12 protein-coding genes and 1 pseudogene are annotated in these 15136 nt (G+C 63.8%); 2 read left to right on the top strand and 11 right to left on the bottom strand.

Going from position 1 to position 15136, the window contains the following annotated elements:
• Nucleotides 1–63: 63 nt before the first annotated feature.
• The 5 genes from WCE05_RS22760 to wecB are packed head-to-tail and all read right to left on the bottom strand — an operon-like array spanning nt 64 to nt 8348.
• Nucleotides 64–1155 carry a GGDEF domain-containing protein gene (locus tag WCE05_RS22760; protein ID WP_225790689.1) on the bottom strand — a complete coding sequence of 364 codons (1092 nt, stop codon included), beginning with the start codon at nt 1153–1155 and terminating at the stop codon, nt 64–66.
• Nucleotides 1156–1202: 47 nt separating this feature from the next.
• Entirely contained in the window at nt 1203–2042 is an 840-nt protein-coding gene (locus WCE05_RS22755; RefSeq protein WP_225790688.1) for a DUF4434 family protein, read from the bottom strand.
• Complete coding sequence (locus WCE05_RS22750; RefSeq protein WP_368816609.1) at nt 2042–5026, bottom strand: phage receptor; 2985 nt, start codon at nt 5024–5026, stop codon at nt 2042–2044. The genes WCE05_RS22755 and WCE05_RS22750 overlap by 1 nt, the downstream gene beginning before the upstream one ends.
• Nucleotides 5023–7197, bottom strand: coding sequence for a cyclic di-3',5'-guanylate-activated glycosyltransferase NrfB (nrfB, locus tag WCE05_RS22745; protein WP_368816608.1), 2175 nt, complete (start codon nt 7195–7197; stop codon nt 5023–5025). Before nrfB ends, WCE05_RS22750 begins: the two co-directional genes overlap by 4 nt.
• Nucleotides 7194–8348 (bottom strand): non-hydrolyzing UDP-N-acetylglucosamine 2-epimerase, encoded by a 1155-nt coding sequence (wecB, locus tag WCE05_RS22740; RefSeq protein ID WP_253091542.1) that lies wholly within the window; start codon nt 8346–8348, stop codon nt 7194–7196. Before wecB ends, nrfB begins: the two co-directional genes overlap by 4 nt.
• 211 nt (nt 8349–8559) lie before the next feature.
• Here wecB and WCE05_RS22735 point away from each other — a divergent pair, with 211 nt between their 5' ends.
• Together WCE05_RS22735 and ilvA are read left to right on the top strand one after the other, a co-directional pair.
• Nucleotides 8560–8997: a PACE efflux transporter gene (locus WCE05_RS22735; protein WP_225790684.1), complete on the top strand. Its 438-nt coding sequence runs from the start codon at nt 8560–8562 to the stop codon at nt 8995–8997.
• A 183-nt stretch (nt 8998–9180) separates the two neighbouring features.
• Nucleotides 9181–10743 (top strand): threonine ammonia-lyase, biosynthetic, encoded by a 1563-nt coding sequence (gene ilvA / locus WCE05_RS22730; RefSeq protein ID WP_368816607.1) that lies wholly within the window; start codon nt 9181–9183, stop codon nt 10741–10743.
• A 59-nt stretch (nt 10744–10802) separates the two neighbouring features.
• Here the strand turns inward: ilvA and WCE05_RS22725 are convergent, their stop codons facing one another.
• The 6 genes and pseudogenes from WCE05_RS22725 to WCE05_RS22700 all read right to left on the bottom strand — a co-directional run.
• A complete protein-coding gene (locus tag WCE05_RS22725) occupies nt 10803–11072 on the bottom strand; it encodes a PAAR domain-containing protein (RefSeq protein WP_253104354.1) in 270 nt (89 codons plus the stop codon).
• Nucleotides 11073–11074: 2 nt separating this feature from the next.
• Entirely contained in the window at nt 11075–12301 is a 1227-nt protein-coding gene (locus WCE05_RS22720; RefSeq protein WP_368816606.1) for a hypothetical protein, read from the bottom strand.
• The gene (locus WCE05_RS22715) at nt 12298–13236 is read right to left on the bottom strand and encodes a hypothetical protein (protein WP_368816605.1); all 939 of its coding nucleotides are present in this window, start codon (nt 13234–13236) and stop codon (nt 12298–12300) included. The genes WCE05_RS22720 and WCE05_RS22715 overlap by 4 nt, the downstream gene beginning before the upstream one ends.
• Before the next feature lie 254 nt (nt 13237–13490).
• On the bottom strand, nt 13491–13652 hold the full coding sequence (locus WCE05_RS22710; protein WP_368816604.1) for a hypothetical protein: 162 nt from the start codon (nt 13650–13652) through the stop codon (nt 13491–13493).
• A gap of 2 nt (nt 13653–13654) precedes the next feature.
• Nucleotides 13655–14587 carry a hypothetical protein gene (locus WCE05_RS22705; protein ID WP_368816603.1) on the bottom strand — a complete coding sequence of 311 codons (933 nt, stop codon included), beginning with the start codon at nt 14585–14587 and terminating at the stop codon, nt 13655–13657.
• Nucleotide 14588: 1 nt separating this feature from the next.
• A pseudogene (locus WCE05_RS22700) lies at nt 14589–15136 on the bottom strand (hypothetical protein); the annotation flags it as partial.

Below are 15136 nucleotides of genomic sequence, written 5' to 3'. Positions count from 1 at the left end.
CCGGCCAGTCAAGGCTTTTGGGAGCCGCTTCGCGCCCCAGCATTTACCAAGCCGAACGGTGTACTAGAGGCCGGAACGCAAAGCTTTTGAAAACGCTACGAACCGATCCTTGCCACTGCGCTTGGCCTGGTACAACGCCTGGTCCGCGCGCACCAGCGCCATGCTCAGGGTATCGCCGCTATCGACCGGTGTCAGGCCGATGCTGACGGTCACGGGGTGTCCACCCAGGTCTTCGCGAACGCGCTGGCACAGCGCCGCGACCTGCCGTTCGGCGCCTTGCTGGTCCAGCCCTTCGAAGAAAATGGCGAACTCCTCGCCGCCGAGTCGGGCGAACGCATAGCCATCCATGGACACCCTGATGTGCCCGGCCACGCGCTTGAGCACCTCGTCGCCGATATCGTGGCCGAAGCGGTCGTTGACCTGCTTGAAATTGTCGATATCGATCATCGCCAGGAACTGCCCCGGTGCCGCGAGCCGCAACTGGCGCTCGACCCTGAGCATGAACGCGCGGCGGTTGGGGAGCTCGGTGAGGGCGTCCACGTAGGCTTGCTCCAGCAGCACCTTGGACAGGTAGAAGTTGTGCAGCTTGGCCTGGCGCATCCGCAGGTAGCTGTAGCTCACCAGCCCGCTGAGAAACACCGCGTAGCTCAGCAGCATGGCGCCTTCGAGCTCCAGCAGCTCGATGCGCGTGTGATAGAACGGATTGAGCAGCAGCCAGGTGATGGCCACGGCGCAGAAGAACGACCAGCCCCGTACCGGCAGCACCGAGACGCTGTAGAGCACGGTGGACACGCCCAGCACCAGCCACACCGGGCGCAGGGCGATGGGAATGCCTTCGATCACCAGGCGCATGGCCAGGGTGATGACCGCGATGAACACCAGGTTGAGCACATCGAAGTGATGGCTTTTGCGGGTGAAGCCGAGCACCACGGTGAGGCAGCACAGCAGGCCGATGAACAGCCCCGAGCGCCAGGTGAAGCCCTGGCCGCCGAGGTAGCTGACGATCAGGTCGAAAACCAGCCAGACGCCGATGCTCACGCAGAAGATCAGCAGGCAGAACCTGTGCATGGCCTCGAATTCGCGCTGGCGGAACTCGGCACGCAGGGCGGCGGGGGCGACCTGCTTGCGCACGTGCTCTTCGATGGTGCTGAACATGATCGGCTGGCGACTCCCACCCGTTGGCAAACCAGTGGCGCAGGCACTCATCGCAGGGGTAGCAGGCCACGTGCCCAGGGTCGATAGCGCAGGGCGAATACCGCCTCGGCATGGCAGCCACCGGCCAACGCGGGCTGGGCCGGCTCTGCGCGAAATGGCTGGCCGGCCGCGCTCACCTGGCGAAACGCTTCGCGCACGATCCCGACGCGGCAGGGCAGCGCCTGCTCATAGCCCTGGCGCACCAGCGGCGGCAGCCGCGCGGTGCCGGCACCGTCCTGCCACCAGACAGTCAAGCCCAGGCCGGCCAACTGGTCCAGCCAGGCGGCATTGACCCGCGGTGACAGGTGCCCGGCGCTGAAGGCGCTCAGGTGCAGGGGCTTGTCCAACCGGCGGTTGAAGGCTTGCAACTGGCGGTACAGGGCCTCGCGACGGGCGGCATCGCGAAAGTGCAGGTCGTCCAGCTCCAGGGGCAGGTACCAGCCGGCCACGGCCAGGTCCCAAGTGGCACGCACCTGTTGGTACTGGCCCAGCGAGCGGCCCAGCTGGGCCTTCCAGTAGGCGCCCAGGCCGTCACCGTCGAGCGCTTCCAGGCGCGAGTAGTAGGCAGGGTCCATGTACAGGCCCAGTACCAGCTCCAGGCCCTGGGCCCGGGCCTCGCGCAGGCTGTTCGCAAGCCACCCCTGGGCACCGCCGAAATCGCTGTCGCCGTAGGCGCTCCACTGCACGATCAGGGTCTTGCCGCCCTGGGCCACGGTGGCCTGCCACAGTTGCTGCCACTGGGCGGGGGTCAGGGCCGCATCGCGGTTGAGCGGCTGGTAGAACAGGCGCTGGTCGGCCTGCGCCGCAAGGCACAGCGCGAGCAGGCAGGTAGCCAGGAAGGTGCGCATCAGAAGGTCATCTCCACACCCAGCAGCACGCCGTTGGCGCGCTCGTAGAGGTTGCCGCCCAGCGACTGCTGGTATTCGGCGCGTACTTTCAGCGAGCCACGGTAGGCGTTGTAGCGGTCGTCGTCGAACCACCACTGCCAGCGCACGCCTACGCCGGTACGCAGGTCCTGGCGCCAGTCGTTGCTCGGGTCCTGGCTGGCGAATTCGAGGAGGCCATAGGGCATCAGGGTTTGCGGTGAGTTGCCGGGCAGTTTCCAGGCGTGCCCCTGCTGGTAGCGCGACAGCCAGGCATGGTCGCCGGCGCGGGTCCACCAGGCGGCATCGAGGTAGAGGAAGCGTTCGTTCCATTGGTCCTCGTCGATGCGCCAGTCGTTGCGCCAGGCGCCCTGGTCGAGGAACGAGGCGGTGGCGCGTAGCAGCAGGTCGTTGCTCGATTCGGCGTGATGGCGCAAGTCGCCCCAGTTGCCACCGACCTTCGCCGGGCTGAGCAATTCGCCCAGGCTCAGGCCGCCGTAGTGGCTGTCTTCGACCTGCCGTTGGTGATAGAGCTCGGCGTACAGGTTGAGGTTGGCCTGACCGAACGGCTTGTAGCGCAGGCCGACGCCGGTGCCCAGGCTCTGGGCGTAGTCGGTACGGCTCTGGCCGCCGAACAGCACCCGGCCATAGACCGACAAGGTGCTGCCATTGCGGCTGGGTTCCTCGCCCAGGGCATGGTCCCACATGGCCAGCTGGACGTTCTGCGACTGGGCCCTGCGCTGCGTGCGGCCGCTGTCGCGGAAGTTGTCGTTGGTCGAGGTGCCGGCCGGCGACCAGGTGCTGGCCAAGGTGATGCTGTCGCGTCGCGACAGGGTCTCGTGGGCGCGGCGCTGGCGGTACTGACGTGCCTCCAGGCTGCCTTGCTCGTCATCGCCGTCCACCAGGTGCTCCTCCACGTCGATGACCCGGCGCAGCTCGCGGCGGGCGGCGGCGCTGTCCTCGGCCTCGGCGTAGCGCAGGGCGAGGGTCTCGCCGATGCGGTAGTCCTCGGGAAAGTCGCGGGTGGCCTGTTCCAGGTAGGGGATGGCGGCGCGGCGTTGCTGCTTGTCCGCCGAGCCGGCCAGGCGCATGCCATGGTCGGCGCGGTAGCGCGGCTGGTCCGGCGCCAGGCGTACGGCCTCGGCCAGCCAGGCGCTGCTCTGGGCGCTGTCGCCGGCCTGTTGCGCGGTGTTGGCTGCGGCGTAGTAGTGATCGGCACGGGGCTGGTGGCGCAGGGCCTGGCGCTGGAAGTCCAGGGCAGTGGCTGGCTCGCCCTGGCGCTGGGCGATGGCCGCGCCCAGCGCCCAGTCGTCGGCGCTGCGGTGCGCGGTGGCGTCCCAGTGGCGGCGGGCGCTGTCGGCATCGCCCAGGTCGAGGGCGCCGCGGGCGGCGGTCATGCGGGCGTTGTCGGTCCATTCGCTGTCCGGCAGGCTGCGCCAGATCGGCACGGCCGCCTCGGAGTCGCCGGCCGCCTCCAGGGCATAGGCCAGGGGCAGGCGGCTACTGCGGTCGCCCAGGCGTTCGGCGGCCTGGTAGTAGACCACGGCCTCGCCTGGCTGCCCGGGCATGGCGCAGCGGCCCAGGGCCCGGTACTGGCCGACTTCGCTGGGCGTGGCGGGGATCGCCTGGCGCACCGCGTCGCACTGGCCGGCTTCGGCCAGGCGACCGAGCAATTGGGCGCGGGTGGCGGGGTCGACCCGGGGGACCAGGCTGAGCACGCGCCGGCTATCCAGTGGCGTGTCATCGCGTGCATGCAGATTGCCCAGGCGCTGCAGCAGCCCAGGTGTCAGGCGGCCTTGGCGGCGGTCGTAGGCGTGTTCCAGCAGTTGCCGGGCGCGTTCGCTGTGGCCCTGTTTCACGAGCATGAAACTGGCCTGCTCGAGGGCGGCCAGGTCGCCGCTCTGCCGGTAGCGCTGCTCCCACTGCGCCGCGGTGCGGGGTTGCGGCGGGTCGCCGTACAGGCGTTGCCGGAGCACGGCGTAGGCGCGCGGATCGTCGCTGGCGGCGCAACCCTTGAGCTGCTCGCGGGCCAACCCCGGATCGCGACGCGACAGCCACTCGACGGTTTCCAGGCAGGGCCGCTGCAGCGCGTTGCTCAGGCGTTGCACCAGGGCGGCGTCGTTGCCTGCGCGGGCCAGCTCCCAGAGCTGACGGCGCTGCTCGGGCTGCTGCAACTGTTCGGTCGGCAGCGAGCGCAGCCAGTGCTGGGCCTGCTGGTTGTGGCCGACGGCGATGGCGCGGTTGGCCATGGCCAGGCGGGCCTGGTTGGCGATGCGCTCGGACGGTGCGCTGGCCAGCAGCTTCTCCAGGCCTTCTTCATCGAGCTGCTGCACGTAGGCATTGGCCAGGCGCTGCCAGTCCTCGGTGCTCAGTTGGCCCTGGTCGGCCAGCGGCTGCAATTGCTCGATGGTTTCGCTCCAGTTGCGCAGTTGCTCGGCGAAGGTAGCGCGGGTCAGGCGCAGCACCATGCCGTCGTCACGGGGCGGCAGGTGGTTGAGCCAGTCCAGGGCTCGACCGGCGCCACCGAACTTGGCCAGGCTCAGGCTGTAGGCCTGCCACAGGCGCACCCGCTGGTTGCCGGCGCTGTCGGCGATCCAGCCTTCCACCTGGCTGGCCGCGGGTGGGTCCTGTTCGATCCAGGTCAGGCGCAGCTCCAGCAGGGCGTCTGCATAGTCGGGGTTGTTGGCGAGCTGCTCGGCGATGGCCTGGGCCTCCTTGTAGCGGCGCTGGTGCGCCAGGGCCTCGGCCAGCAGGGCGCGGGCCTCGTCGTTGTTGGGGACCCGCTCCAGCACGTGGCGGGTCAGCCGTTCGACTTCCTGCCAGTTGTCGCGCTGGGCCTCACGGTAGCCACGCTCCATGAAGGGGTAGCTGCGAAAACGCTGGAAATCGCTCATGGGCGCGGCCAGGGTGGGCAGGGCGGAGGTGCACAGCAACAGGCCGGCCAGGGGGAGGGCGAGACGGGGCTTCATGCCACCTCCCGGGTCAGGTCATAGGCGGCCTGCTGTTCGCTGGCCTGTTCCGCGAGGGCCTGTTCGAGCACCTGTTCGGTGATGATGCCGCGAGCGATCAGGTGTTCGCCCAGGCTCATGCGCTCCGGATCGAAGTCGATCAGCGCCTGGTTGAACAGGGGTACTGGCACCATGCCGCGTACCTGCAGCAAGGCGCCGAGCATGACCTGGTGCACGCTGACCTTCTCCAGCAGCTCGGCGTCGTCCTGGTGCTGCGCCAGGACTGCGAGCATCGCCTGGGTCTGCGCCGTCTGCCAGGGGCTGGGGTAGTGGTGGCGCAGGCCGAGGGTGACCCGGCCCTGGGGTGCCAGGCGGCAGCGCACCGGGCGCTTGAGCTGGCGGCTGATGACCCCCAGGGAAACCTGGCTGACCGGGCTTTCGCTGGCCAGCACCAGGGTGTCGCCATCCTCGTCCACCGGCAGCACGCCATAGTGGGTGGCCAACCGCCGTGGCAGCTTGGCGATCAGCTCAGGGGGGATCTTGAACGGGTTGAGCGGTGCCCAGGGCAGGTCCAGTTGTTCGGCCAGGGTCTCGACCAGTTGCTCGCTGGTCAGCCAACCGCGCAACAGCAGCTCGCGGCCCAGGCGCCGGCGCACCGGGCTGGTGATCGCCTGCTGCAGTTGCTCGTCGGTGATCAGGCCCTTGGCCACCAGGCGCTGGCCCAGGGGGGTACGTGCCGGCGAGGCGAGGGCGGGGAACTCATGGGTGGTCTTGTCCCAGGCGACCCGTCGCGAGTCGCCCATCTCCATGACCTGGCGCAGGGCCCGCAGGTTGGCGAAGAAGTTGACGAAGTTGCTCCACATCATCCGCGGTGCCGACAGCAGGCCTTCGCCGATGCCGTAGTAGCGGGTGACGAACCAGCCGCGCTGGAACAGGCGGTTGACCAGCAGCAGGCCGTTGAGCCAGAGCAGGGTGGAGAGCAGCCGGCTGTCGCCGAGGATCGACATGAAGCGCCAGGACTGCGGTGCGATCACCGTCACCAGCCAGATGGCCAGCAGCACCAGCAGCAACAGGTTGACCAGGAAGCTCAGCAGGTAGGCGAACAGCCCGCGGCGGTCGCGCCAGAGAAAGTAGTTGAGCGCGCCCTTGCGGCTCCAGCCCAGGTTGCTGGTGCCCTGGAACACGATGCCGACGATCCACCGCGACTTCTGCCGGATCGCGTGCTGCCAGTCGCGGGGGAAGTGCTCGCGCACGCAGATCACCTGGGCGAACTCGCGGCTCATGCCCGGGCGCCATGGCTGTTCGAGGGCCAGCGCCGGGTCGGTGATGGAGTAACGGGCGAAGATGCATTTCATGCCCTTTTGCTTGAGGCGAAAGCCGATGTCGTAGTCCTCGGTCAGGCTCTGCACGTCGAAGGCGATGCCGTCGCCGTCCTCGAGCAGGGCACCGATGGCGCGTCGGCTGAAGCAGGTGCCGACGCCGGCGCTAGGCACCTGGCCGGTCAGCGCCTCGCGGACGATGACGTCCTTGCCGTGGTTCTCGGCGAACTCGTCGACATAGTGCCCGGCGGTGAAGCCCTTCCACTCCGGCGCATAGGGGTACACCGGGATCTGGATCATGTCCTTGTTCGGCAGCAGGTAGTTGAACAGCCGCAGCTCCATCGGCGAGATCACGTCCTCGGCGTCGTGCAGGATGAAGCCGGCGAACTCGATGCGGGCGTCCTGCTGGAAGCGCAGGATGGCGTCGATGATGTTGTTCAGGCAGTCGGCCTTGCTGGTGGGGCCGGGGCGTGCGCAGACCACCTTGTGCACATTGGGGTAGTGCAGGCACACGGCGTCGACGTCGGCCTGGGTCTGCGGGTCGTTGGGGTAGGTGCCGACGAAGATCTGGTAGTTCTCGTAGTCGATGGTCGAGGCGGCCAGGCGCGCCATTTCGCCGACCACGCCCACCTCGTTCCAGGCCGGGACCATGATCGCCAGGGGTTTCTCCGCGACCTCGAACAGGCGTTTCTCGTCGGCTTTCTCGAACTTGTCGTAGATGCGAAAGCGCCGGATCAGCTTGCGTCCCCAGTAGCAGATGTCGATGAACAGGTCGTCCAGGCCGAGCAGGAACATCAGCGTGGCCAGGACGATGGCCAGCAGTTTCAGGCCGAACAGCACATAGGTGAGGATGTCGATGAAGACCAGGCTCATGCGTCGTCTCGCCCGCTGTCGCGCTCCACGAACCAGCGGCCCAGGCGTTCGGCGATGCGTTCGCTGGCATGGCCATCGCCGAAGGGCGTGAAGACCCTGGCCATTTGCGCATAGGCCTGGGGGTCGTCGAGCAACTGGCTGGTTTCCCTGACGATGCGCTCGGTCTGGGTGCCGACCAGCTTGACCGTGCCGCCTTCGAGCACCGACGGGCGCTCGGTGACCTTGCGCAGCACCAGCACCGGCTTGCCCAGGGCCGGGGCTTCTTCCTGGATGCCGCCGGAGTCGGTGAGGATCAGGTAGGCGCGGTCCATCAGCCAGACGAAGTGCTGGTAGTCCTGGGGGGCGACCAGGTGGATGTTCGGCTGGTGCGAAAGCACGCCGTAGACGGCCTGTTGCACGTGCGGGTTGAGGTGCACCGGATAGACGAACTGTACGTCCGGGTAGCGCAGGGCGAGCTCGGCCAGGGCCAGGCAGATGCGCTCGAAGCCGGCGCCGAAGTTTTCCCGGCGGTGGCCGGTTATCAGCACCAGGCGCTGGTCGTCGCGCAGCACGGCGAGCGGGGAGTCGCTGGCAGGCTTCCAGGCGGTCTGGGTCAGGTGGTCGCGCATCCACAGCAGGGCGTCGATCACCGTGTTGCCGGTGATCTCCACATGGGTGGCCGGCACGCCTTCGCGCAGCAGGTTGTCGGCGGACTTGCTGGTGGGGGTGAAGTGCAGGTCGGCAAGCACCCCGGTCAGGCGTCGGTTGGCTTCCTCCGGCCAGGGTTGCTGCAGGTTGCCGGTGCGCAGCCCGGCCTCGACGTGGCCGATGGGGATGTGCCGGTGGAACGCAGCCAGGGCGGCGATGAAGCTGGTGGTCGTGTCGCCGTGGACCAGCACGATGTCCGGCTGGATCTGCGCGTAGGTCTGCTCGAGCTTGTCCAGCAGGTCGCGGGCCAGGCCGTTGAGGGTCTGGTTGCGGGTCATCACCTTCAGGTCCTGGTCGACGGAGAGGCCGAAGGCGTCCAGGACCTGCTCGAGCATTTCCCGGTGCTGGCCGGTGGAGCAGATATGCAGGTCGATCTCGGGCCACTCGCGCAGGACACGGGCCAGTGGGGCCATCTTGATCGCTTCGGGGCGGGTACCGAATACCATCATGACGGTGTGGGGCATCGTCTCGTTCCTCCGTCCGATTCCTTGTCCGAAGTTGTACGATTGCGTCTTGCTTTGTAGGTGTTAGATACAAGCAGGCGATGCTGGGGTTGTCCAATCAGGACGTCGAGACGCCGCCAAGGATGTGATGCATGTGCAATGGCATCCACACTCGCGCTTTTACTTGTCGCCCGTAGCTTGTAACGTGTGGCTTTTCTGGAGGAAACGCTACATGCAAGGCAAGGCCCGCAAGATCGTCCAGGCCATTCTCTACGAGGTCATCGCCGTGGCGTGCGTGGCACCGGCGCTGGAGCTTGCGTTCGGGGCCGGCATGGCCCAGTCGACGGTGCTGTCGATCCTGATGTCGGGCATCGCCATGAGCTGGAACATGGCCTTCAACTGGGCCTTCGAGCGCTGGGAGGCGCGCCAGCGCAAGCGCAGCCGTACCCTGTTGCGCCGCTTGCTGCACGCCTTGGGTTTCGAGGGTGGGCTGGTGCTGATCCTGTTGCCGCTGGTGGCCTACTGGCTGGACATCAGCCTGTGGGCGGCGCTGGTCACCAACCTGGCGCTGTTCGTGTTCTTCTTCGTCTATGCGTTCGTCTTCCAGTGGGGGTTCGACAAAGTGTTCGACGTGCCGGTCTCGGCTCAGGAAGCGGCGAAAGGCTGTTGACTTCATGCCGGGCGCCGGGATAAGTTTCCCGACCATGAATACCTTCCCGCAACTTCGCGCCCTCAGCATTATTACCGCCATTATCGGATTGGCGGGCTAGCGCGTACTTGCACCGAACCCGCCCTGGAGGCGGGTTCTTTCTCTCTGACTCCCGGGCACTTGAACAACCCCCAGGAGTCATCGATGACCAACCTCAACGTCAGCCCCCGTACTCCGGCCACGCCCCAGCAACTGCTGTCGGAGCAGGTCCGGCGCATTCTCGCTGCCCCCGTGTACGACCTGGCCATCGAGACGCCCCTGCAACCGGCCCCGGCGCTGTCGGCCACCCTGGGCAACCAGGTGCTGCTCAAGCGCGAGGACCTGCAGCCGACCTTCTCGTTCAAGGTCCGCGGCGCCTACACCCGTCTTTCACGCCTGAGCCCGGCCCAGCGCCAGCGCGGGGTGATCACCGCGTCGGCGGGCAACCACGCCCAGGGCGTGGCCCTGGCGGCGTCGCACCTGGGCATGCGGGCGACCATCGTCATGCCCACCACCACGCCAGAACTGAAGGTCCAGGGCGTGCGCTCGCGCGGTGGCCAGGTGGTGCTGCATGGCGAAAGCTTTCCCCACGCCCTGGCCCATGCCTTGCAGCTGGCCGACAGCGAAGGCGCGACCTTCGTGCCGCCCTACGACGATCCGGACGTGATCGCCGGGCAGGGCACCGTGGCCATGGAGATCCTGCGCCAGCGCCCGGGCGCGCTGGATGCGATCTTCGTGCCGGTCGGCGGCGGTGGGCTGGTGGCGGGCATCGCCGCCTACGTCAAGTACCTGCGCCCCGAGGTCAAGGTGATCGGCGTCGAACCGGAGGACTCCAACTGCCTGCAGGCCGCCCTGGCCGCGGGCGAGCGGGTGATCCTGCCGCAGGTCGGCACGTTCGCCGATGGCGTGGCGGTGGCCCAGGTCGGCGCCCACTGCTTCGAGCTGTGCCGCCACTTCGTCGACGAGGTCATCACGGTCAGCAGCGACGAGCTGTGCGCGGCGATCAAGGACATCTATGACGACACCCGTTCGATCACCGAACCCTCCGGCGCCCTGGCGGTCGCCGGCATCAAGCGTTACGTGGCCCGCGAAGGCGTGCAGGGGCAGACCCTGGTCGCCATCGACTCCGGTGCCAACGTCAACTTCGACCGCCTGCGCCATGTGGCCGAGCGCGCCGAGCTGGGCGAGCAGCGCGAGGCGATCATCGCGGTGACCATCCCCGAGCGCCCAGGCAGCTTTCGCGCTTTCTGCCGTGCCCTGGGCAAGCGCCAGATCACCGAGTTCAACTACCGCTACTACCCGGGCAAGGAAGCGCGGCTGTTCGTTGGCGTGCAGACCCACCCACAACACGACCCGCGCGAGCAGTTGCTGGCCAGCCTACGCGCGCAGGGCTACGAGGTGCTCGACCTGACCGACAACGAGCTGGCCAAGCTGCACGTGCGCCATACCGTCGGCGGCCACGCCGCGCCGGGCGCCGAGGAGCGGGTGCTGCGTTTCGAGTTCCCTGAGCGGCCCGGCGCCTTGCTGGGTTTCCTGGAGCGTTTGGGCAAGCGCTGGAACATCAGCCTGTTCCACTACCGCAACCACGGCGCGGCCGAGGCACGGGTGTTCGCTGCGCTGGAGGTGCCGATGGAAGAGCTGCCGGGGCTGCCCCAGGCGCTGGAGGACATGGGGTATCGGTATTGGGACGAGACCGAGAACCCGGCGTATCGGTTGTTCCTGGGGTAGGGACGTTGCCTGTTCCGGCCTGTCGCGGGGGGCCTGCGATGGTGGCCGTCAGCACAACCTCATCCTTTGGCATGGCCGGCTGCACAGGAGGACGAAACCCGGCAGCCGCAAGCCAGCTCAGCAGGTTCGAATGCCAGCGGCGTGTCGTTGAACAGCACGCTGTTGTCCCCGCTGGAGACTAGCGCGAACGGGCCGCCATGCAGCGCGCATTGGGCCCGGTCTCCCAACACGCATTGTCGACGACCATCGATGAGCACGCCGTTGCCCTCGGTCATCTGGCCACCGCCCGAGTGGGAGTCGCCCTTTCGAATTGCACCTTGTCTGGACATTTTTAGTGCTCCGTAGGGAGGTGTTGCACGGCTTCGTAGAGACCCTCCGGAACAGCCTCGGGGTCGTGCTTTCGAGCGGCCAACAGGAAACGTTCGAGCAGCTCATCTTTTTCGAAGCGCGTTCCTGGCGGGCACGTCAGTGCGGCGTAGGGCGTTTTCATCAACGGGTGATCGATGAACGGGTTGGCTAGCCCCAAAGAGCGACGCAGGTTGAGGATGGCCAGGATTTCGGCGGGGTAGACCGCTTCGAAGGGGGAGCCGAACTCGAAGTTGCCGGAGTCGAGTTCGCGGGAGGTCAGGGCGATGCGTTCGACATGGGTATCGCAGGCGGCGAGTAGAACGGGGAGCAGTTTCTCGGGATCGGGCTCGCGCCAGTGGGCGACCAGTTGGCCCCAGGCGGGGTCGCGGGGTAGGGCATGTTTGTCGAGGTCGAGCGGTTTGCCGAGCCAGTCGCCGATGATGGCCAGGCCGAAGGCGGCGTAGCGCAGGGTGGTGCCGAGGGGTAAGTTGTGACCGTCGCGAACCCCGTAGCCGTTATTCAGCCCTTTGAAAACAGTGCTATGAAAAGGCTCTATAAATTGATGCTGTCCAGTTGCAACGGCACATAGCATGAGATGGGTTATACCATCAAGGGAGTCAGTGTCTGGTTGCTTGGTGTTTTTAAGTAGCTCAATTAGAGTGGCATCGCTAACAATCATTCGGATTGTTCCGGCTATTATGTTTTTCTGGGCTAGTGATGTCATGCCTTTAGGAGCCTGTAAAAGACCTTTCTTGATTTCAATAAGTCCCAGCCTGAATAAGTCATCACAAGCCAGTCCCAAGTCGGAGGTGCCTGCAATATAGTTGTCAAGTCTAATGGGCTGGTAAAGGTGTTTGTCAGTAGCCCAGCCATCTAAAGATCGTAGGCTGCGTTGCAAGCGGTTTCTTATCATGGCTAGTTCCAGAGATTTATCTGTATGCCGTTGGCTGGGGTGGTTAGCCTGCTGGGGTTCCCCTTTGTGTCGAAAAAACTGTGCGTGGACGTGTTGGGATTTTTCCGATCTTGTGGACGCTGCAATAGTCTGTACTTTTTCCAAAAAATCGGGATCGTAGTCTTGCAGCTTGTCTAACTGCCATGCGCCTTTATCTTTTTTGATCAGCTCCTGAATTCGTTGCAAATTTTCAGCACCTCCGACCGCTTGGGTCTTCAGAAACCCAGATGTCTTGCTCTTACCCAGCGTCGTGTTCACCTCGCCGAGTTCGTTTGCAGCACGGCTTCATAGAGACCCTCCGGAACAGCCTCGGGGTCGTGCTTTCGAGCGGCCAACAGGAAACGTTCGAGCAGCTCATCTTTTTCGAAGCGCGTTCCTGGCGGGCACGTCAGTGCGGCGTAGGGCGTTTTCATCAACGGGTGATCGATGAAAGGGTTGGTCAGCCCCAAGGAGCGGCGCAGGTTGAGGATGGCCAGGATTTCGGCGGGGTAGACCGCTTCGAAGGGGGAGCCGAATTCGAAGTTGCCGGAGTCGAGTTCGCGGGAGGTCAGGGCGATGCGCTCGACATGGGTATCGCAGGCGGCGAGTAGAACGGGGAGCAGTTTCTCGGGATCGGGCTCGCGCCAGTGGGCGACCAGTTGGCCCCAGGCGGGGTCGCGGGGTAGGGCATGTTTGTCGAGGTCGAGCGGTTTGTCGAGCCAGTCGCCGATGATGGTCAGGCCGAAGGCGGCGTAGCGCAGGGTGGTGCCAATGGGTAAATCATGTCCATCGCGAACCCCGTAGCCGCTCTCAAGGCCTGCGAAAACAACCCGGTGGAAGGGCTCGATCAGACAGAATTGGCCTGTGGCCAATGCACACAACATAATCTCAGTAATACCATCTAGATTGTCGACGCCGACTCTTTTAGTACTTTTTAAGTCCTGAATTGTAATGCTATCGGACAACAACATTTTTAAAGATCCAGACGCTAATAGTCTCTTATGTGCTGAATGATTTTCTTGCAAGGTGAGTTGTAGGCTTTTCCCTATTTCGTTCATTCCAGTTCTGAAGATTTCATCACATGCAATCGCAATCGTACCGCCGGAGTCGATGTAGTTTTCTATTCTTTCTGGGTGGAGAGGGAGCGCATCGTTCGCCCAGTCATCGACTTCTTTTAGGCTGATTGCCAAACGGTTTTTCTTCTTGGTCTTCATGTTAATCCCACCTGTTTATCTGAATGCCTGTGCTGCTGCCGGCTAACGTGTTCATTCGACCGGTCGAGTCAAAGAAAACTTGTGCATGGAGATAGGTTGCTCTGTTCGCTCTCAGGGCATCGCTAATGGTTTCTGGGCGAGTCTCGAAATCTGGATGAATTTCTTTTAGTTTTTTGTGCTCCAGTCTTTCTGGCTGCGATTAATAAGGTTCTGTATGCGCAGCAGATTTTCGGCTCCCCCATCTTTCTGCGTAGTTAGAAAAGTTGGTGTTTTACTAGCGTCGTCTTCACCTCGATCACCAGCAACGTTCCTTCTTCAACCCGCATCTCTTCTACCGGCGCCATTCCCTTCAAACCATCGGGCACGGGCAGTGCGCCGTTGCGCACACCCTGGCGCAGCGTTTCTAGACCGGCCATGCTCAGCTTGCCGAGTTTGTTTGCAGCACGGCTTCATAGAGACCCTCTGGAACAGCCTCGGGGTCGTATTTTCGAGCGGCCAACAGGAAACGTTCGAGCAGCTCATCTTTTTCGAAGCGCGTTCCTGGCGGGCAGGTCAGTGCGGCGTAGGGCGTTTTCATCAACGGGTGATCGATGAAAGGGTTGGTCAGCCCCAAGGAGCGGCGCAGGTTGAGGATGGCCAGGATTTCGGCGGGGTAGACCGCTTCGAAGGGGGAGCCGAATTCGAAGTTGCCGGAGTCGAGTTCGCGGGAGGTCAGGGCGATGCGCTCGACATGGGTATCGCAGGCGGAGAGTAGAACGGGGAGCAGTTTCTCGGGATCGGGCTCGCGCCAGTGGGCGACCAGTTGGCCCCAGGCGGGGTCGCGGGGTAGGGCATGTTTGTCGAGGTCGAGCGGTTTGCCGAGCCAGTCGCCGATGATGGTCAGGCCGAAGGCGGCGTAGCGCAGGGTGGTGCCAATGGGCAAGTCATGTCCGTCACTAACACCATAACCGTTTTCAAGTCCTGCAAAAACAGCTCTATGGAGGGGTTCTATCAAATTGAATTGGCCGGTGGATAATGCAGTCAGAATTACATGAGTAATTCCATCTAGGTCATCAAGGCCGAGTCTGTTGGTTTCTTTTAGGTCATGTATTATGATGGCGTTCGCTAACAATATTTTTCGTATGGCGGAAGCTAGAGTTTCAGTAGGTTCTGAACCTGGAGCCTGAGTCGCCATCAGAAGACTTTTTCCAATGTCGTTCATGCCTATTCTGAATATTTCATCGCAGGCAATTGCAATAATCTCTTTCCCATCTATGTAGTCGAGTATTCTATAGGTTTGCAGTGGTAAATCGCTAGCTGCCCACTCTGGAGTGTCTTTGAGGCTTTTTTTTAAGCGGTCTATTGGTTTCATGTTAGTCCCATTTATTTATCTGGATGCCGGTGGCGTTTCCTGCAATTTTGTTTAGTTGGCCGTTTGGGCTGAAGAAGATTTGTGCGTGAAGGTATGCAATCTTTCCAGTTCTCATGGCGTCGCGAAGACCCTGTGTTCTGGATTCGATATCTGGCTGATTTGCTTTTAGTTTTTCGAGGTCCCAGCCTCTTTTCTTTTTGGTGATAAGCGTATCTACTCGTCGGATATTCTTCGCTCCGCCAACCTGTTGAGTTTTGAGAAGGCTTGGCGTTTTACTCTTCCCCAGCGTCGTTTTCACCTCGATCACCAACAACGTTCCTTCTTCAAAGCGCATCTCTTCCACCGGCGCTGTTCCCTTCAAACCATCGATGTGATGACGCATAGCCTGGGTAGTCGGATTCCTCACCTTCATCGACGGTGGTGGCGGCACATACACCAACATGTCGATCCCATGGTCGCTCTTGTTCTTCAGCCCGAAACGGCTGGGAATGGCAGGGTCGGTGCTGTAGCCGAGGATGTTCTGCGGCCTGACGTTCCAGTGCTTGACCA

Source organism: Pseudomonas sp. I2 (assembly GCF_040984075.1).
Taxonomy (GTDB): Bacteria; Pseudomonadota; Gammaproteobacteria; order Pseudomonadales; family Pseudomonadaceae; genus Aquipseudomonas; species Aquipseudomonas guariconensis_B.
This window is presented reverse-complemented; position numbering and strand designations above follow the sequence as displayed.